The organism is Amycolatopsis sp. NPDC028719, from assembly GCF_055565395.1.
In genome coordinates, this window is the sequence record NZ_JBVHUL010000005.1 from 837,273 (window position 1) to 855,393 (window position 18,121).

Here is an 18,121-nt window from a genome sequence, read left to right on the forward strand (position 1 = left end):
AGGTCCGGAAATGAAACCCGCCCCTGTTCCTGTGCGAGCCCAATGATGGTCGCTTCGGCCGCGTGAAGCCTGTTACCGGTGGCAGGGCCGCCGTGCGTGCACGGGGTGTGCCGGAGGACGAATGCCAGATAGGAGCGGTTTGCAGAGGACATCGGATCATCGGGAGTCTGATCGTTCCGACTGGCGCACGACGAAAAGGGAAGTGAGCGAATGAGCTCGTGGTGGCGACGCGACAGACCGAAAGGGTACCTAACGGACACAATGCATGAGTTCGAGCAGCAGCGCCTGCGGGCAGCCGGCAGCGTCGGGCCACGGGCCAGCAGCGTCACGCCGCCGACCGATGGCGTCGCGCCGCAGGGTGACGTACCCGTCGGCGACTTCCTCTGCATCGTCCAGGTCGGCGAAACCGCCGGTGGACGCACGGTCTCCGCTGACCTGCTGGATCGCCTCGTCCAGGCCACGAAACAGCCCGCGCTGGAGACCCTGGACCGGCATTTCGGCACCAACGCGTGGTGCCCCAGGATCAAAACCAACGCCTCCATGGAAGGACCGGCCGCCTATTTCAGCCTGTATCTCACCCTCCAGCCCGGCGAGACACCGGCGAGCATGAGCACACTCGTCGACGACGAGTTCCGGCGGCGCTGGACGGACGCCACTCAGCGGCTCCTGCCCTGACGGGGCCTGAAAAACTACCGCCTCTCGGCAGGGCACCTGGAAGCACCGGGAAGCGGCGAGTGAGCGTCTCGGAGTCACGCAGACGCGCGGGAATCGCCCGATCGGCTCGGTCAGCGGCCTCACATTCAGCTCGCCGAACTGGTTCGCGAAAGCGCCGGTCGCGTCGATGTCGTTGGTGATCGACGTCAGCGGGGACGGCGAGCCAGGCCTTGGCACGGTGAGCTGCCGTCGCGTGTTATCCGGTCGTTCACGGGACGAGAGAGCAGGCCAGCTGGGTCCCTTCCCAGGACGAGGAACGGACAATCTGCGTCCGCGAACGAGGAATGAGGTGTTGACGTGCTGATCGCCGGCGGCGCGGCCGTGGTCTTGATCTTCGCGGTGGTGCTGTTCGTCAAGCGCTGCGTCATCGTGGTGAGGAGGAATCAATGGGCGATCGTCGAGCGGTTCGGAGCGTTCCTGCGAGTCGCTGAACAAGGACGAACTGTCCTGGTGCCGTTCGTGGATCGCATCCGTGTGCGGATCGAGCGGGCCGAGCAGATCCTGACATTCCTCCCGCAGGAGGTGCTCAGCCGGGACAGCCGGGTGGTGACGATCGTGGCGACCGTCTTCTTCCGGGTGACGAATCCGGTCGAGGCGGCGTACGGCTCGAGGCCCTACATCGTCATTGTCGAGGACCTGTACATCGGCGCGTTGCGTGACGTCGTCGGCTCGCGGGATCTTGCCGACATCATGGCCGACCGGGACGCGGTCCAGGCCGAACTGGAGGGTCGGCTGTGCGACGGCACCGGCTCGGCGGGCGTCGTCCTGGCGCGCGTGGTGCTGAAGTCGGTCGTCCGGCAACAGCACGGGTCTGAGTCTCGGGCCGCACGGCGGCAGGTGGGACGAGGGTTGGCGGGTCCGCCGACCGCCGGTGGCATCCCGACACCCGACGGCGAGCCGGCTGCCGCGCGGCGACGCCGAGCAGGCCAAAAGGTTTCTGCATACGTGGACCGTTACGCGCGAGAGACGACTGCACTGGGTCGGTCCGCACCGTGCCTGGCCCCGGGCTCGACTACGCCGCGCGCGGAGTCATGGACAACTACCTCGTCGAGGTGACCTGCGGGGGCTGCGGCCAACAGTGGTACGACGGTATTCGTTTCCGTGACGTCACACTCGTGCGCTGTCCCGCGTGTGAGCGGCGCAACCATGTCGACTCTCGCGACACATCGGTGAGGTACTACACGTTTCCCCCAGGCGAAGAAGCCGCCGGCGGCGAGTGATACCGCGACTCGAGCGCAAGAACAGCCTGGCGAGGTGTCCCGTGGCTGTGAGCCGGGACCCGTGCAAGCGTGCCCGGAGGTGGGAGAAGGGGTACAGGGACGCCGCTTTACGGGGTTCAGTTCGACGGCCGCGGTCGTGGCTTCTTCCGTGGTTTCGGCCGCACCGAGGCGATCGCCTTGACCACCGCGCGGCGGCCGACGTTGTACTTGCGCTCCAGCGCCGCCCCGACATCCCGTCCGGGCGAAAACAGTTCTCCATCTGGGACGGCGAGTCCGTGAGCTCGTCCCAGTAGTCGATCCCATCCAGCATCGGATGGCGACCGAGCCCCGAGCAGGATGTACGTGCCGAGCACCGCGCCGGCCCAGTAGGTCCCGTTGATCGCGATGTCCACCCGCCCCGGTAGCAGGCCGGGATCAGCTCGTCGGTCGCCGAGTTGATGGCGGCGTACTCGCCGCCGATGCCCATGCCCGGCACGAACCGCGTGGCGTAAAGGAAGACGACCCAGCCCGCGCCGTTGCCGAGGGTCGGCGCGATCAGGCCGCTGCCGACGAGGTAGACGGCCAGGGTGAGCATGAACAGGGTTCCGGCGGCCCAGCTTGTCGGACAGGCTCCCGAAGAACAGCGCCCCGACCATCTCGCCGGCCAGGTGGATCGTCGCCAGCGGCCGACCGCCGTCGACGACATGTGCAGGGTGTCGGGCTTGGTCAGCGTGTCTGCGACCGCGCCGGCGACCGTGATTTCGAGGCCGTCGAGGATCCACGCCACGCCGAGGGCGACGACCATCCGGGTGTGGAACCGGGACCAGGGGAGCCGGTCGATGCGGGCCGGGATCAGCGTCCGCACCCCGGACCCCGCCGGTGTTGCCGCCACCACGACCTCTCGAGAGTCCACCGCCCCGCGCGACTTCCCCCGGCAAAACGCCGGAAGCCCGGCCTAAACCGGGGAGCCCCCTGGAGCGTGCGTATCCCGGGGGATCGCACGGTGAAAGGGAAACGGTGAGAAAACGGATACTTGCCATCGTTCTGGGCACGGTGGCGAGCGCGGTGGTGTGGACCGGCCCGGCCGGGGCCACGACCGGCACGACCGCGGCGCTGCAGGCGACGTACGGTGCGGTGGTGGTCGAGCCTCAGGACCCGAACCGGCAGTACCGGGCCATGCCGTCGCTGCAGTACGTCACCTGGACCGACGCGGCGGGGGTGACCCGTCACCGGTTCGTCCGCAGCTTCCAGGTCAGCGCCGACGGCGATCCCGCCGTCAAGCTGCGCATCGAATACCAGGACGACGCCGGCAAGTGGCAGGCGGCGCTCGACGCCCGCACCGGCGGGCCGCTGCTGAACTCCGCGGACGCGCAGTTCGCCAAGGTCGGCAACGTCTTCACCGCCACCAACGGCGACCTCGTCGCGGTCGAGGAGCTGGGCCGGGTCGACGCGACCGGGAAGCGGTACGCGGTCCGGTGGACCTCGGCCGATGGCGGGGCCAGCTGGCGCCCGAGCCGCGCCGATCTCGACTTCACCGGCGGCACCATCAGCTCCGGCACCGGGCGGCTCTTCCAGGGCGTGCTCACCCTGCCCGACGGCAGCCAGGTCGTGCCGTTCTATGCGGCGCACCAGAGCACCCTCTCGGCGGTGTACCTGCTGTCGGGCAACCACGACGGCACGGCGTGGAAGCGGGCGTCGACGGTCTTCCTGTCCGGCACCTACAACTACACGGAGGCCGCCGTCACCCGGCGCGCCGACGGCCGCCTGCTCATGGTGACCCGGCTCGACGAGATGTCCGGTGGGCTCGCCTACAGCCGGCTGCTCGGCCGGGTCACCACCGGCCCGGTGAATTCCGCCACCGACCTCGCCGCGGCCACCTGGGGCGCCGCGTACGCGCTGAAGGTGCCCGGTGCCGCGGACGAAACGGCCGTACGGGGCGTGAACCCGGTGCTGCACACCATGGACCAGGGCGTGCTGATGCTCGTGTTCGGGCGGCCGCGCAACAAGATCACGTTCAGCTACGACGGCGGCACGACGTGGACCACGGTCCACAGCTTCTACGACAACCTGCCCACCGGCTGCTCCGGCGGCTACGGCGTGCACCCGTGCGACACGCTGGGGTCCAGCGGCTACCAGGGCGTGGCGGTCACCGGGCCGCGCACCGCGAAGGTGATGGGGGACAACTGCCAGTCGGGCTGGGGCTGCGCGGGCGCCTACACCTACCCGCACACCACCGACGACCGGTTGTGGAGCGTGACGGTCACGCTTTCCTGACCGGTGGACCGCACGCGCGCGCCACCGGATATCCATGGTGGATGGTGGCGCGCGGGTGCCGGTCTTCAGTGCTCGAGCTTCGCGTACACGATGACGTTGTCGAGGTAGTTGCGGTTGGCCGCGCCATACCGCCCGCCGCAGGTGATGAGGCGCAGTTCCGCGTCGGTCGTGTCGCCGTACACGGCTTTGGTCGGGTCTCGACGGCTTGCCCAGTTCAGGCTGCCTGCGACACGTCAGGCAGTAGCCATCCGCTCATGCTGTCGTCCGCTCGTCGGCTACTTGAGACCGGGCAGCAGGACCGGATCCGGCCAGACTCTGGTCCAGGTGCTCGGTGAGTCGCTCCCACACTGCGGCTGCCCGCCGGTGGCATGGGCGTGGCTCTCTCATGGCATGTGTCTCACCGAGCACCGCGCGAGGAGTGGCTGAAAAGGGGTTTGTGACATGGTCACCGTCGGCAAATTCGGCACTGACAAGTTCGGGTATGCGGAAATGCTGTCCGCCGGGCGTCGGTTCGCCGAGCGGGTATGGGCGTGAAAGGCTGTAACGGCGTCGGCCAGCATATCGCCCACCGACTGATCCGCGACGGTGAGACGGTGCTCGATGTGCCGGCGAAGTTGTCGGCACAGGTGCGGGTGTTCGTCACCGGAAACGGCCGCAAACCGACCCCGTCGACGCGCACTCCGTCGCCCTGGCCGCGTTGCGCGCACCGAACCTGGTCCGAGTCCAGGCCGACCCCGAACTGGTCGTGATGGCTATGATCGTCGACCGCCGTGACGAACCCGGTCGCGCCAGGACTCAAACCGTCAACCGCCTTCACCGACTGCTGGTGGAGCTGTTTCCTGGCGGCGCAAAGAAGTTCCTGTTCGCAGCACAGGCCCGTGCGCTCGTGGCGACGGTCAGACCGCGAGACATCGTGGGCAAGACCCGCCGCCGTCTGGTCGTGGAGTTGATCACCGAGCTCGAGACGATCGACAAGAAGTCCAAGGCCACGGAAAAGGATCTTCGTGAGCTGGTGATCGCCCGCGGATCCACGCTGCTGGATCTGCACGGCATCGGGCTGTCCGGTGCCGCGCGGCTGCTGGCCGACGTCAGCGGTGTGCATCCTGAGTCACCACCGCGAACGAGGTTGTTGTCGGCGTCGAGTCGGCCACACGATCGATCTCGGAGTTGACCCGCCAGAGCGCGACGAGTCAGCCGACGTCCTCGCCGTGGCTTCTCCGCAGGGATCGAAGCGGCTCGCTCAGCGGGTTATGGAACCGGTCGGCTGGCACGTTGAGCACGTCGGCGTACGCGGCGATATGCCCCGGGGTGATCTCAGCTGACCAGCAGATCCCTCGGTTGTCTCACGGGATGTAATGCGCCTTGAATCTTAGTTCCGTGACATTGCTTCGGTCCCCATTTTGGTGAGGTTGCGTCGTCTCAACGCGTCAGCGTCGGCCGTCGTCGTCGCCAAAGCCGGTGAAGTTCTGAACCCGTCGGACGTCATGGCTTTCGCGCGCTCGGAGATGGCCGGCTACATGTGCCCCAAGTACGTCGTCATCGTCGTCGGCTACTGCGCAAATGTCGTAGATTCGGTAGAGCGGTGCCACCGCTCGGAAGGGGCGTTCGGGTGCTGGTCTTCTGCGGGTGTGGCCTCGCGGGATTGCCTCAAGGGGCGTATTGCTCGCCGAGCACGGACAACAGCCGCAGCTTCTCGGCGCTCTCGGTGCCCGGAGCCGCCGTGTAGACGAGCAACGACTGCGAGAGGTCGGGGTCGAGCAGGATCTGGCAGTGCAGTTCGAGCGGCCCCACCAGCGGATGTGTCAGGCGTTCGGGAGCGCAAAACGGGCCGGGCACGGGGTGTTCGCTCCAGATCGCGGCGAACTCCGGGCTTTGCGCGAGCAGTGCGCCGACGATCTCGGCTGCACGCTCGCCGCCCCGGGAATGGGCGGCGTAGAGGTTCCCGGCGACGAGCCGGCTCCGCGCGGCGTGGTCCTCCGGCGGGTACAGGTTCCGGGAGTCCGGGGCGGTGAACCACCGGTAGTGCAGGCTGCGGTTGAGTCCGTGATACCGGGTCTCGTCGCCGCGCAGCGCGACGGCGAGCCTGCTCTGCTTGAGGGTCTCGCCGACGTCGGTGACCACCTGCGCCGCGGCGTCCTGGAGGCCGTCGAACACGCGCAGCATTCCGGGGTTGATGTGCTCGGCGCGGATCACGTGTCCGGGATGGGCGTATCCGGCGAGGTGGAACAGGTGGTCACGTTCCTGGATGGTCAGGCGGAGCCCGCGGGCGAGCGCGGCGAGCGTCTGCTCCGACGGGCGTGGTCCGGCGGGCTGCTCGAGCCTGCTGTAGTAGTCGACGGACACGTCCGAGAGCAGGGCGACCTCCTCCCGCCGTAACCCGCTCGTCCGCCGCCGGCGCCCGCGAGGCAGGCCGACGTCCTCGGGTTGCAGCGCTTCCCGCCGGGTGCGCAGAAAGTCCGCCAGGCGCGCTCGGTCGGTCACTGGATCCTCATCTCGACTCCGGTCAGCCGCTCGGACACCTCGAACAGCCGAGCCGCGGCGGTGTCGTCCCGGGCCGACCGGTACACCGGCAGTTCGGTGGGCGCGCCGGTGAACTGGCCGAGGCCGTCGGGTCCGTAGAACCGCCCTCCTGTGGCGTCCGGGCTGGTCGCGGCGTGCAGGATAGGCAGCAGCCCGGCATCCACGCCGTGGGCGAAGGCGCCCCGTCGTGCGAGCCATCGCATCATCGCCTCCTGACGCGGCTGGTACAGGTTGGTCACGGTGGTGCCGGGGTGGGCGACGTTGCTCGTGATCCCCCAGCCGGCCGCGGTGCTCCGCCGGTCCAGTTCCAGGGCGAACAGCAGGTTCGCCAGCTTCGATGCGTTGTAGGCCCGCACCGGCGAGTACTTTCGCTCGGCCTGCAGGTCCGCCCAGCGGAGCCTGCCGAACCGGGCGGCAGCGCTCGACACTGTGGTCACCCGGGCTTTGCCCTCGCGCAGCAGGGGGAGCAGGTGCGCAGTGAGTGCGAAATGGCCGAGGTGGTTGGTGCCGAGCTGCAATTCGAATCCGTCGGTGGTGATTTCCCGGGCAGGCGGGGTCATCACGCCGGCGTTGTTGACGAGCAGATGAATCGGGCGGCCCTCGTCGTTCAACGTCCGGCCCAGCGCCTCGACGGAGCCGAGCGAGGCCAGGTTCAGCTCGCGCACGGTAGCCACACCTCCGGCGGCCCGGACGCGCTCGGCGGCCGCGAGGCCTTTGGCCTGGTTGCGGACCGGCAGGATCAGTTCGGCTCCGGCTTGGGCGAGCCGCTCGGCGAGGGCCAGCCCGATGCCGTCGCTGGCGCCGGTGACGAGGGCGAGGGTTCCGGTCAAGTCGTTCACGCCTCCAGCATCGGCCTCGGTCGCGAGCGTAACCATGCTCTGCCGGTGCTGCGATCCGCACCACACGCTCATGGGGTGATCTACGGCGCCTGGTCGACGCCGCGCCGACCACGTACAGGCCGTGGGAGCAGGCGACCAGCCGCACATCCGGCAGCCCGCACTGACGCGCGAGCTGCCCGTGAGGCCGGCAAGCCATCCGGCGGCGGTGCAGACCTGCGTCTCGGTGCCTTGGAAGTTCAGCCGTCACCCGTCGGAGTCATCGTCGTGCGCCTGGACCAGCCCGGCCCACGGATCGCTGTCACTCCCTTGAGTACAGAGACGCTCGAAGTCAGGTGTCATCGGTGTCAGCGGGTAGCCACCTAGAGCTCTGCCGCCGATGAAAGAAGGTGTTTCGTGGCCCAGCCAGGAGAACCCCGTCGATCGTCCACCGCCCAGGAACGCGGACAGCCGACAGCACACGAGATGTCCCGGCAGCGTACCGGACGTACGGCGGGAGCAACCGAGACCGTCGGCAGCGAACATCGCAAGAGCCGCAACTGGCTGTGGCTGGTGCTGGTGGCGCTCATCGCCATCGCCCTCCTCATCTTCCTGCTGGCGCGCTGCAACGGCGACGACCAGAACGCCGGTACCGGCGCGACGCCGAGCAACGCCATGCCGCCGACCAGTTCGACGAGTGCGCCAGCAGCCCCGTCCTCGGGCCCGGCAGCGTCGGGCGTCCCGGCCGGCCAATTGAACGCCGGAGGGCAGGGAATGTTCCCGTTGCCGCAAGGCGGCGACCTCCTCGGCTTCGCAGGCAAGCCGGTGTCCGGTCGCGCGGTGCCGGTCCAGTCCGTGCCGGGACCGGAAGGTTTCTGGATCGGCGACAACGCCACGGATCGGGTGTGGGTCAAGCTGCTGCCGCAGGGAAACTCGCCGGTGGCGGTCAAACCCGGTCAGCTGCTGGACTTCGACGGCACGGTCGTCGCCAACGGCGATGCTTTCGCTGCCGCCGAACACGTCGACGCGGCCAACGGCGCGGAACAGCTGGATCGGCAGAAAGCCCACATCGAGCTGCCGCACAGCCAGCCCACCATCGTCGGAACGAAGTAACGCCCAGTACGCCATCGACATACCGGTAGTCAACAGAAGGACGGGATCTGCGTGTCGCGCACTTTGCAGCCCGACAATCTGGTCGGGCACAGCGGTCTCTTCGGCCACAAGGAAAGCTTCGTGCCTCTGCAGGGTTCCCGGCTGCGTGGAGACGACATCGTGGCGCCCGTCACGAAGGACAAGGTGTCCGGGGCTCCTCGGCTGGACGCCGACGGGCACCTGTCGCCTGAGGAAAGCCAGGAACTGTACCGCTATTACGGTCTCTCCGAGGCCGCCGGCGCGCGCGGCACGGAGCCGGTCCGCGGCCGCGAGCCCGGTGCCGGCCGAGGCCGGGGCTGGACGGGAGGGGACGGCCAGGAGTCGATGACCCGCTCGGAGGAACGGCTGAAGGTCGGTACCGAAGTGGTCGAGTCGGGCCGTGTCCGGCTTCGCAAGTACGTGGTGACCGAGGAGCAGCGGGTGCAGGTACCTGTTCGGCACGAGGAGGTGCGTGTCGAACGTGAGCCGATCACCGACGGACGTCCGGGGGATCACCACTTGGAGGAAGCGGAGCAGGAGGTGACCTTGCACGCCGAGAAGCCGGTCGTGCGGAAGGAAGCTGTGCCTGTCGAGAAGGTGCGTCTCGGGAAGCAGACCGTGGCCGAGGAGCAGACCGTGACGGGTGAGGTGCGCAAGGAGCAGATCGAGGTGGCGGACGACGCCGGGAAACGCCGGCCCTGAGATTCGGGATGTCCGTGCTCGCGTTGCCGAGGGCGACGCGAGCACGGACGCGCCGTTCGTGCTCAGCGAGGTTGTGAAGGACATCGAGCATGGCCAACCGCATCGACGGTGAACGCGTGATCCGGCAGTGGTCGAGCGACGACTGCGAGCCGGAGAACGCGGTACGAGTTCTCATCGAGGTGAGTCGTGGCAGGCGTCCACTGTATCTGGCACGGTTCAAGCACGGCTGGTTGTGGGTCCGGGATCAGCTTGACCTCCGCGGTGCGTGTCGCACACCGCTGGCTTGGCGTTGGGCGGTTGCCGCGGACGCCGGCGTGATCACCAGGGTCCGTGAACTGACGGAAAGGGAACAACGCGAGTGGCAGGGAAGCCTGCCTCGACAAGGCTCGCGAGTCCGGCGAAGCCCGTTGATGCGATGACGCACCGCGTCTTGCGCGGCTGAGCTGACGGTTTCGGTGGTACTGGCCGCGTCACCGTCGCCGTCCGCCTGGGGGAGAGGCAGAGCCGCCGTGACCGCCGAACTGCCCGATTGACTCCTGCAACGGACTGATGTCCTCCTCGCCGCTCGCCCGGCTGCTGATCAAGCACGGGATCACGGTCCAGCGGATCAAGACGTGGAAAGGAATCAACGATCCCGACCGCGAGGCGAAACTCGCCCGGATTGAGCATGTGAGCAGCCAGTTCCCGCAACGAGTGTTCGCGTTCGACGAGTTTGAACCCCTGGTTGTTCACCCGCAGGCCGGTGCCGGCTGGGCACGCAAAGGTCATCCGCGGCGGCTGCCTGCGGACTATCACAAGCTGCACGGTGTTCGGCGGTTCCACGGCTGTCACTCAGTCGGTGACGATCAACTCTGCGGTGTCCTCCGGCAGCGCAAAGCGCCACGACCAGCCTGGCCCCAACACCTCAAACGTTCCGGGTCACGGCGCTAAGCCGCGGCGGCCAACTCCCGCAGCACGTCGTCGAGTGGCGTCGGCTTCAGATCGAACTCGGCCGCCGTCCGTGACCAGTCCAGGACGCTCTCGCGATAGAACAGGTACTGCATCTCCGCCGTCTCGACCATCAGCGGGTCCGCCATCGCCGCGTGGAACTCCAGCGGCGTCATATCGCGGACGGCCGGCCGCGGACGGCCGGCCACCGTCGCGAACCGGGCCGCCATCTCGCGGATCGACAGGTCCGAGGTCTGCGGCGTGTGCCAGGCGCTGCCCCACGACCGCTCGGATCGCGCCACCGCGACGAGCGTCTTGGCCACGTCACCCGTGTAGGTCCAGCTGTGTGCCACGTCCAGATCGGCCGGGATCACGACCTCCTGACCGGCCTGCACCTGGGGGCCGATGAACAAATTGAACGTGGCCAGTGCGCCCACGCCGAGGTAGTCAGCCGCCCGGACCTCCGTGAACCGCAACCGGCCCGCCTCGTGCGCGGCGAGGCCGTCGCGGTACATCTGCGCCCGCACGCGGCCCTTGACGGTGGTCGGGCGCAGCGGGAGATCGTCGATCAGCGGACCGTCCACGGGGCCGTAGCCGTAGCCGTTACTCAGGCTTACGTACCCCGCGCCGGTCTTCTCGGCCGCGTTGACCAGGGCGTCCGACAACGCGGGCGCCTCCTCCGGCCATCGGGTGTACGGCGGCATCGCACAGTTGATCAATGTGGCGGCGCCCGTGACCAGGTCGGCCAGCCCGGACGTGGCGTTCGCGGCGGCAAGCTCGATCCGTGGGTGCGCCGGCCCGGTCCCGCGTCGCGTGACCACCCGTACGTCGTCCCCGGACTCGGCGAGCAGGAGTGCGGTGGCGGTGCCGGTCGGGCCGGCACCGATAACAACATGGAATGTCATGCCCTCGAGGTTATTGACGAACGGGAAGACTGTGGATGGCCCAAAAGCTGAGAAAGATGTCTTAGAATCTTCCGCATGGATGTCCTGAGCGACGTGCTGGTGGCCATGCGCACCGGCAGCCCGAAGGCGGCCCGCACCACCAGCCACGCCCCGTGGGGTGTGCGCTTCAGCCGGAGGAGGCTGGCCGGCTGCCATGTCGTCGTGGCGGGCAACTGCTGGCTTCTGTCCGACTATGGCGAGCCGCTCGCGCTGGGCACCGGTGACGTCCTGTTCACCCCGCACGGAGACGACTACGCGCTCGTCGACCAGCCGGGCAGCCCGATCGTCGACTTCGAGCCGCGGCCCAACGACGCCACCCGCCTGGACGAAATGCGCATTGACGGTGCCGGCGTGGTTACCGAGCTGCTGTGCGCCTACTACATGTTCGACCCGGCCCGCCCGCACCCGTTGGTGGCCGACCTCCCGGCGATCATCCACCTGCCGGCGCGGCCCGGGCAGCACCCGTCGTTACGCAGCGCGGTGGAGCTGCTGGTCAACGAGCTGCTGGACCCGCGCTCCGGCACCGAGGCGGCGCTACCGGCGCTGATCGACATGCTGCTGTTGTACGTGCTGCGGGCGTGGTCGGAAGAGCAGCCCGACGACGCGGCCGGCTGGGCCACCGCGCTGCGCGACCCCGCTATCGCGACGGCGCTGCGCCAGATGCACCGCGGCCCGGAGAAGCCGTGGACTGTCGAGGACCTCGCGGCGGTCGCGGGCCTGTCTCGCGCGGCGTTCGCCAAACGCTTCACCACGGTCGTCGGCCAGCCTCCACTCGCGTATCTGACCTGGTGGCGTATGACGACCGCCGCCCGCCTCCTCCGCGAGTCCCACGACTCGCTCCGCACGGTCGCCGCCCGCTGCGGCTACGGCTCGGAGTACGCGTTCGGCAAGGCGTTCAAGCGCGCCTACAACGTGGCACCCGGTCAGTACCGCGCCCAGCACCCGCACTGACTTGTCACCTGCACAACTACCCGCACTGGCGCAACACCGACGCCCGTCATCCCGACGTGCTGACCGCCCAACGCCGTGAACGCGCCCGCATCCGCAGCGAACGCCAACGACGCTGGGGCCAACCCGCCACTCGGGCAGCCTGACACCCGACACCTCAAACGTTCCGGGTCACGCCCCTAGGGCCTGTACCGAAGTTGGTCAGAGCCACTCGTTCATGGCGGCGATGTGGACGGCGGCTTCGTCGCGGACGGCGAGCTTGTCGTATCGGGTGGCCACGGCGCGGTGGCGTTTGAGCCGATTGATGCCGCATCCCACCGCATGGCGCTGTTTGTAGCTGGAGCGCCTGGCAGGCCGGCAGCGCCCTGCGTGGCTGAGCTCCACTGCACCACGGCCGGCTCGCCGATCGGATCTATGCGGGTCCCCAGGCGCGAGAGGGTCGATCTGGTCGGGTGCGACCTGGCCAGCGTGACTGCTGTCGGGTCAATTCTTCTTGTGTATACCTCGGCGTGTCGGTCTTGGTCGGATTGGGCATGCCTGCTGCTAGTCGAGGTCCATCGGTCCGTAGCGGGTCGTTGCTGTGGCTGTCATGAGGGCCCAGTAGCGGTCTCCGTATGACCAATGCCACCACTCGGTGGGGTAGTTGATCAGGCCGGCGTCGGTCAGGGCGGTGCTGAGGATGTGCCGAAGCGTGCGTGCTTCGTTGGTGATGTTGGCGGCGTGCATGTAGCAGGCGCCGGCGCTTTCCTCTGGGGTGGCGTTCATGCGGGTACCGAGATCGAGTTCATGGCCGTCGGCATCGGCAAGTGTCAGGTCGACGGCCGCTCCCGCGCTGTGTGGTGCGATCTCCGGTGGGGAAACGAAACGGCTGACTGCCGACTGGACCTGCCCGGCGGACCATTCTGGGTGGTCGGCACGTAGTTTCGCGCTGTACTCCTCGAAGTAGCGGCGTTGCAGCGACGGCGGCCGGTACCCCTCGACGAACAGCAGTCGCAGGCCCTGCGGCAGCGACGTTTCAGCTGCGAGGAGGCGTTCGAGCACGCCTTCCCGCAGGTAGGCGAAGGTATCGGCAGAGTCCTGCTGTTTCCGGTCATCGACGAGCAGTGAACTGACGCGTCGCACGTCCACGAGCTGTTCGTCGCACTCCACGACCGGGATGGCTGCGACTTTCGGGTCGGACATCAAGATGATCTCGCTCACGAGGTGATCATCTCCCGTGAGATGACGACATCAGCCGCGAGGCCCTACAGCCGTTATAGGTTCTCATTGGCCGTGACATGTTGATGATCAACGCCTGCGGTTCCTCGGCTGTCTCAAGCCGACGCAGCCATGACCAGTCTCGATGCACGTGTCATTTCCTTACTGAAGGTGTCGGTTCCTGGGGTCTGTCCCGCAATCGGTGTTTCCGGCGTGGTTGATCAGTAGGTTTCGGCTCCCGGCCGGCGGTCACCGAAGGTGATGGCGAAGGCGTTGATCACGGGCACGGCCGGTCCCGGTCGGGTCCAGGCTACGGGTCGATCACCGCGGTTGACCAACTCATATGTTTGCGTTCTTCGCTGCAGTTGTCGGCAACTAGTTTGTCGATTGTCACACATCGTTTACCTCAGCAGTGCCCAGGGAAATTAGTAAAATAGGGCCAGTCACGTACGACTCTGACAGATCCGCAGGTTGGCTGGGGCAGTCCGGGCAGCCGAATGCACTTCGGCGCTGCTGGGCACGGTTCGGTGAGGGGTTTATTCGGCGGTGCACCGGCTCATCGATCCGAGACCAGCCTCAACGCACGCTGGACTACCAATTCAGCCCGTGACCTGGGACCCAGTTCTCGCCACCAAGTTTTGTTCCAATGTTCTTGCAGGCCGTTTCCCCGCCATGGCGGCGGGCTGCGGGTATCCTGGAATGTCGAGCCACGGGAGGGAGTCGCGGTATGCCGGCGGGCAAGACGATGGGGAAGCTTGGCTGGTTGACGGCGATCTTGGCGCTGCCGGGAGCCGCGGCCGGATTCTGGCCCGGCTGGGTCCACGACCATTCCGTGCTCGCCGTGATCCTGCTGGCCTTTTACGAAGGTGTGCTGGCGGTCTTCTCGTTCGCCCAGAAAATCGGATCGGAACTCCTCAAACGCCGTCAGGCGAAGCTCATCGACTGGATCGACCAGAGCCTCGGGCGCAAACTGGCGCGTTTCGATCGCCGGTACCGGGAATTCGTCCTCGAGTCCCTGCGGTTCGTCGATCAAAAGGGCTTGGCGACCATCGGCCCCTACACTCCTCAGCTCGACGAGGTCTTCGTGGAGCTCTGGTTGGTGCCGCGAAGCCCGCACCAGGTGATGTCCGACCCGCTGGCCGACGTGCCCGCCGAGCTGAACCAGCTCTCGTCGCTGACAAAACTGCTCGACCGGCCTTCCCCGAGCGTGCTGGCGGTGGTCGGCGCGGCGGGCAGCGGCAAGACGACCCTGCTGCGCCACACGGCCCGCAGGATCTGCCGCACTGGGGAGAGGCGGCGGCACACGGTGCCGATCTTCCTGTTCCTGCGCGATCACGCGGCCGAAATCCTGGCTACTCCGGAAGTGACGCTGGCGGACCTCCAGCGCGGGACGCTCGGGCGCTACCGGAAGGACGAGCCTCAGGACTGGTTCGAACAGAAACTGCGCGACGGTTCGTGCGTGATCCTGCTCGACGGGCTCGACGAGGTGCCGACCCCCGACGACCGCCGCTCGGTGTCGGACTGGGTGGAGCGGCAGATCGGCCAGTACCCCAGGAACGACTACGTGATCACCTCCCGCCCGCACGGCTACCGGGCGGCCGCGATCACCGGCGCCACGGTGTTCCAGGTGCGGCGGTTCACGGACGAGCAGGTCACGCGCTTCGTGCGCGGGTGGTACCGGTCGATCGAGCAGCAGCAGAGCGCCGGCGTGGACACCGGCGAGCTGGAGTCACGCGCCGTCTCCGCCGCCGACGACCTGCTCGACCGGCTCAGGACCTCGGCCGTGCTGCGCGAACTCACCGTGAACCCGCTGCTGCTGACCATGATCACCAACGTGCACCACTATCGCAGCGCGCTGCCCGGAAGCCGGGCCGAGCTCTACAGCGAGATCTGCGAAGTGATGTTGTGGCGGCGACACATCGCCAAGCGGCTGCCGATCGGGCTCGGCGGGGAGCAGATGGAACTGCTGCTGCGCCAGCTCGCGTTCACCATGATGGAGCGCCGGGTACGGGACCTCCCGCGCTCCGGGGTGCTCACCGCGCTCCACCCGATGCTGCGCCGGGTCTCCAAGGACCTCACGGCGTCGGCGTTCTTGAGCGGCGTCGGCGACAGCGGGCTGCTGGTCGAACGGGAGAACGGCCTGTACTCCTTCGCCCATCACACTTTTCAAGAACATCTCGCTGCCGCGCACCTCCAGGACAAGGGGCCGGCCGGCCTGCTCCCGGGGCGGGTCGACGACGAGTGGTGGCGGGAATGCACGCTGCTCTACTCGGCGCGCGCGGACGCCGACCCGATCATCGAGGCCTGCCTCGCGTCCGGCAGCGTCATCGCGCTCGCGCTGGCGTTCGACTGCGCGCAGCACGCCCGCGAGATCGATCCCGCCCTGCGGGACCGGCTGGACCGGCTGCTGCACTCGAGTTACGACCCCGGCACCGATCCTCGTCGCCGCAGGCTGATGGCGCGGGTGATGGTGAACCGGCACCTGCGCAATCTCACCTCCGCCGTCGGCACCGCGCGTGTCTGTGTCCAGCCGATCACCGTGGGCATCTACTGGCTCTTCCTCGCCGACACCGGCACCGAACGTCCCGACGATCCGCGGCCGTTCGTCCCGGGAGCCGGCGGTCCGGTGGTCGGGGTTCGACCGGCCGACGTGCTCGGATTCATCCAGTGGGTCAACGAAATCGCCGGTGGCGAGTCGGTCTACCGGCTGCCCAGCCGCGCCGAGATCGAGGATCCGGCGGTCCGGCGCGCGCTCGGTCAGGCCGCCGAGCCGTCCGGCAGCCTCAGCGTGTGGGTGCGGCCGGACGTGCCGGGGGCGCCGGAGCTGTGGACGGCGGAGGACGACCCGCACCCCCACACGATCACCTCCCGGATCCTCGTCCAGCACGTCACCCAGGATCTCCAGGGCTCGGCGACGACACTGGCCAGGCTGCTGGTGATTCGATCTCTCGTGCTGCTGCGGTCAGTCACGTTCGATCTCGATCACGGCGTAGCGAGCGCCCGTGCCTACAAGCTGACCGGCGAACTGGTCCGCGGGCTGGCCGGGGCGTTCGAGCTGGCTCATACCGGCGAACCAGCCCTGGTCCGGGTGCTCACCTCGGCGACGGCGCACGCTTCCGACCTGGTGCGCGCGGTCGGCCGGCAGGTCGAGCACGCGCAAGCTCTCGACCTGGCACGTCTGCGTGATCTCGGCCGGCTTCGCACGCTGAACGACACGCTGGCGCTGGATCTCTCCGTGGGGCGCTCGTTCGACCGGGCCCGCAATCGCGGACCGGACAAGGAAAGCGACCTGGCGCACGACCTCGATCTGGCCCTGTCCCGGGATTTCGAGTACGCCCGTCGCTTGGCCGACGTCCTGGGCCGAGCTCTCGACCGGGCTCTCGACCTGGAACCGGAACGGGAACTGGACACCGTGCTCGGCCTCGACCTGGCTCGCGACGCCGAGCGGGCGCCGGCGCCGTTCGCCGAGTTCGACGGGCATTTCACCCGGCTCACCGGATCGGCCCTGGCCGGTGCCCTCACCGAGTCGTTGCACGAGTCTCAGGACCGGGAAACCGAAGACTGGCACCGGTTCTCGGCTTCTTTCGCGCGTGCGTTCGTGGCCGCCGCGGGTATTGACACCACCGACCACGTCGTGCCGCCGGGCTCGCTCGTGGCGGAGATCCAGCGCGCCTGCACAAATGTCCGGACCGGAGCCGGTCCGGCCGCGGCCCGGCTCGGCGAAGCGACGGTCCGGCTGGAAGAACTAGCGGTGCCCGTCTTCGGCCGCAAAAGCGAACTCACTCCGGGCAACGCGACGGCGATCCGCACCGCGGCACTGTGCCTGGCGGTCGAAGCGGAAGCGTTGGCGGACAGCGATTCCGCCGCCGCATTCCGCCGGGTTGCGGCTGGGGTCAGCCTGCTGGAACTCCGCCGCAGCAACCAGACGCCCGCCACCGAGACGATCGTGCTCGCCAGTGCTTGATGACTGGATCAATGCCCGCCGCTTGCCCGACAGCAACGAATTCGAGGCGAGTCGATTTGAGCACGAGCTGAAGAAGAACGGGTACGCGGTTCGACCTTGACGCCCACAAGCTCCGTGTGGCCCGGACGTTCGCGCCGGTCTGGTACGCCCACGCGAAATACCGTCCGGAGCAGGGAGACGCCATCCCGCGGGTTTGGTCGACATCCGACCGTGCACGGTGTCTCCAGGGCGCAGTACAGCCGGATCAACGCGGCCATCGGTCTGACGCTGGTGACCTCGGTGTCGAAGTCGGCGACACCTGCACCCTGCTCGCCGACCATGACATGACCTCAAGCTCGCTGGCCTTCCGAGTTCCGGAGCCAGAAAAGGGCCAAGTACCATGGCGCAAGCACCGGTCGGATCGCGCCCGCGTGCGGGAACTGGCCGACCAGGGCATCGCCATCGACGCGGCGTGCCGCATCGTGTCCCTCGAAGACCAGCTGCACGAAGCCCGGCAACAGGATTCCGGCCTTCAACGCGCGGACTGACACCGCGGGTGTGCCGCCATCACCGGCACACCGGTGAACGGCTTGGAGGAAAGATCTTCCGGTGCCGGGTCGGTCACGACGGCCAGCGACAGCACGGCCGCGGCGAGCAGGGTCAGCAGGCTGCCGGCCACGATGACCGGGGTGCGCTTGTCACCTTCGTCGAACTCCGCGCGCCGTTCGTCCGGCCACGCCCGGATCAGCACCCGGCGGCCCGGGACGATCACCCGCTGGCTTTGGAGGTCTCCACCAGCACCGTTTG

Annotated in this window: 17 protein-coding genes and 2 pseudogenes; 11 read left to right on the forward strand and 8 right to left on the reverse strand. The window is 68.0% G+C overall.

The window, feature by feature from the left end; all coding sequences use genetic code 11:
* Positions 1–261 precede the first annotated feature (261 nt).
* Together ACZ4TR_RS27215 and ACZ4TR_RS27220 are read left to right on the forward strand one after the other, a co-directional pair.
* Complete coding sequence (locus ACZ4TR_RS27215) at positions 262–675, forward strand: hypothetical protein (protein ID WP_465289586.1); 414 nt, start codon at positions 262–264, stop codon at positions 673–675.
* 336 nt (positions 676–1,011) lie between these two features.
* Entirely contained in the window at positions 1,012–1,770 is a 759-nt protein-coding gene (locus ACZ4TR_RS27220; protein WP_465289587.1) for an SPFH domain-containing protein, read from the forward strand.
* Positions 1,771–2,197: 427 nt separating this feature from the next.
* Here the strand turns inward: ACZ4TR_RS27220 and ACZ4TR_RS27225 are convergent.
* Positions 2,198–2,805, reverse strand: a pseudogene (locus ACZ4TR_RS27225) (MFS transporter); the annotation flags it as partial.
* 125 nt (positions 2,806–2,930) lie between these two features.
* Here ACZ4TR_RS27225 and ACZ4TR_RS27230 point away from each other — a divergent pair.
* A complete protein-coding gene (locus tag ACZ4TR_RS27230) occupies positions 2,931–4,187 on the forward strand; it encodes a sialidase family protein (protein WP_465289588.1) in 1,257 nt (418 codons plus the stop codon).
* Positions 4,188–4,252: 65 nt separating this feature from the next.
* Here the strand turns inward: ACZ4TR_RS27230 and ACZ4TR_RS27235 are convergent.
* A pseudogene (locus ACZ4TR_RS27235) lies at positions 4,253–4,381 on the reverse strand (class F sortase); the annotation flags it as partial.
* 503 nt (positions 4,382–4,884) lie between these two features.
* Between ACZ4TR_RS27235 and ACZ4TR_RS27240 the strand changes: the two are divergent.
* Entirely contained in the window at positions 4,885–5,358 is a 474-nt protein-coding gene (locus ACZ4TR_RS27240; RefSeq protein WP_465289589.1) for a transposase, read from the forward strand.
* Between the two features lie 476 nt (positions 5,359–5,834).
* On the opposite strand, the gene ACZ4TR_RS27245 is transcribed toward ACZ4TR_RS27240, so the two are convergent.
* Both ACZ4TR_RS27245 and ACZ4TR_RS27250 read right to left on the reverse strand, forming a co-directional pair.
* Entirely contained in the window at positions 5,835–6,668 is an 834-nt protein-coding gene (locus ACZ4TR_RS27245) for a helix-turn-helix transcriptional regulator (RefSeq protein ID WP_465289590.1), read from the reverse strand.
* Positions 6,665–7,618 (reverse strand): SDR family oxidoreductase, encoded by a 954-nt coding sequence (locus tag ACZ4TR_RS27250; RefSeq protein ID WP_465289591.1) that lies wholly within the window; start codon positions 7,616–7,618, stop codon positions 6,665–6,667. The genes ACZ4TR_RS27245 and ACZ4TR_RS27250 overlap by 4 nt, the downstream gene beginning before the upstream one ends.
* Positions 7,619–8,008: 390 nt before the next feature.
* Here ACZ4TR_RS27250 and ACZ4TR_RS27255 point away from each other — a divergent pair, with 390 nt between their 5' ends.
* From ACZ4TR_RS27255 to ACZ4TR_RS27270, 4 genes are all read left to right on the forward strand, one after another.
* Positions 8,009–8,635, forward strand: a complete 627-nt coding sequence (locus tag ACZ4TR_RS27255) for a hypothetical protein (RefSeq protein WP_465289592.1) — start codon at positions 8,009–8,011, stop codon at positions 8,633–8,635.
* Positions 8,636–8,755: 120 nt separating this feature from the next.
* Entirely contained in the window at positions 8,756–9,355 is a 600-nt protein-coding gene (locus ACZ4TR_RS27260) for a YsnF/AvaK domain-containing protein (RefSeq protein WP_465289593.1), read from the forward strand.
* Between the two features lie 89 nt (positions 9,356–9,444).
* A complete protein-coding gene (locus tag ACZ4TR_RS27265; protein ID WP_465289594.1) occupies positions 9,445–9,774 on the forward strand; it encodes a hypothetical protein in 330 nt (109 codons plus the stop codon).
* A 130-nt stretch (positions 9,775–9,904) separates the two neighbouring features.
* Complete coding sequence (locus tag ACZ4TR_RS27270) at positions 9,905–10,285, forward strand: hypothetical protein (protein WP_465289595.1); 381 nt, start codon at positions 9,905–9,907, stop codon at positions 10,283–10,285.
* Here ACZ4TR_RS27270 and ACZ4TR_RS27275 read toward each other — a convergent pair.
* A complete protein-coding gene (locus ACZ4TR_RS27275) occupies positions 10,282–11,187 on the reverse strand; it encodes an NAD-dependent epimerase/dehydratase family protein (protein WP_465289596.1) in 906 nt (301 codons plus the stop codon). The two genes, ACZ4TR_RS27270 and ACZ4TR_RS27275, sit on opposite strands and share 4 nt — an antisense overlap.
* 75 nt (positions 11,188–11,262) lie before the next feature.
* On the opposite strand from ACZ4TR_RS27275, the gene ACZ4TR_RS27280 reads away from it, so the two are divergent.
* On the forward strand, positions 11,263–12,177 hold the full coding sequence (locus ACZ4TR_RS27280) for an AraC family transcriptional regulator (RefSeq protein ID WP_465289597.1): 915 nt from the start codon (positions 11,263–11,265) through the stop codon (positions 12,175–12,177).
* 198 nt (positions 12,178–12,375) lie between these two features.
* On the opposite strand, the gene ACZ4TR_RS27285 is transcribed toward ACZ4TR_RS27280, so the two are convergent.
* The gene (locus ACZ4TR_RS27285) at positions 12,376–12,558 is read right to left on the reverse strand and encodes a hypothetical protein (protein WP_465289598.1); all 183 of its coding nucleotides are present in this window, start codon (positions 12,556–12,558) and stop codon (positions 12,376–12,378) included.
* A gap of 159 nt (positions 12,559–12,717) precedes the next feature.
* Positions 12,718–13,374 carry a M15 family metallopeptidase gene (locus ACZ4TR_RS27290; protein WP_465289599.1) on the reverse strand — a complete coding sequence of 219 codons (657 nt, stop codon included), beginning with the start codon at positions 13,372–13,374 and terminating at the stop codon, positions 12,718–12,720.
* Between the two features lie 643 nt (positions 13,375–14,017).
* On the opposite strand from ACZ4TR_RS27290, the gene ACZ4TR_RS27295 reads away from it, so the two are divergent.
* A complete protein-coding gene (locus ACZ4TR_RS27295) occupies positions 14,018–17,335 on the forward strand; it encodes an NACHT domain-containing protein (RefSeq protein ID WP_465289600.1) in 3,318 nt (1,105 codons plus the stop codon).
* Between the two features lie 116 nt (positions 17,336–17,451).
* Positions 17,452–17,862, forward strand: a complete 411-nt coding sequence (locus ACZ4TR_RS27300) for a hypothetical protein (RefSeq protein WP_465289601.1) — start codon at positions 17,452–17,454, stop codon at positions 17,860–17,862.
* Here the strand turns inward: ACZ4TR_RS27300 and ACZ4TR_RS27305 are convergent.
* Positions 17,847–18,086, reverse strand: coding sequence for a hypothetical protein (locus ACZ4TR_RS27305; protein ID WP_465289602.1), 240 nt, complete (start codon positions 18,084–18,086; stop codon positions 17,847–17,849). The two genes, ACZ4TR_RS27300 and ACZ4TR_RS27305, sit on opposite strands and share 16 nt — an antisense overlap.
* Positions 18,087–18,121 lie beyond the last annotated feature (35 nt).

Bases quoted from the DNA above. Each gene is read 5' to 3' on its own strand.
- ACZ4TR_RS27215 (WP_465289586.1), top strand. From the start codon at position 262: ATGCATGAGTTCGAGCAGCAGCGCCTGCGGGCAGCCGGCAGCGTCGGG.
- ACZ4TR_RS27250 (WP_465289591.1), bottom strand. From the start codon at position 7,618: ATGAGCGTGTGGTGCGGATCGCAGCACCGGCAGAGCATGGTTACGCTC.
- ACZ4TR_RS27255 (WP_465289592.1), top strand. From the start codon at position 8,009: ATGTCCCGGCAGCGTACCGGACGTACGGCGGGAGCAACCGAGACCGTC.
- ACZ4TR_RS27265 (WP_465289594.1), top strand. From the start codon at position 9,445: ATGGCCAACCGCATCGACGGTGAACGCGTGATCCGGCAGTGGTCGAGC.
- ACZ4TR_RS27270 (WP_465289595.1), top strand. From the start codon at position 9,905: ATGTCCTCCTCGCCGCTCGCCCGGCTGCTGATCAAGCACGGGATCACG.
- ACZ4TR_RS27275 (WP_465289596.1), bottom strand. From the start codon at position 11,187: ATGACATTCCATGTTGTTATCGGTGCCGGCCCGACCGGCACCGCCACC.
- ACZ4TR_RS27280 (WP_465289597.1), top strand. From the start codon at position 11,263: ATGGATGTCCTGAGCGACGTGCTGGTGGCCATGCGCACCGGCAGCCCG.
- ACZ4TR_RS27295 (WP_465289600.1), top strand. From the start codon at position 14,018: ATGTTCTTGCAGGCCGTTTCCCCGCCATGGCGGCGGGCTGCGGGTATC.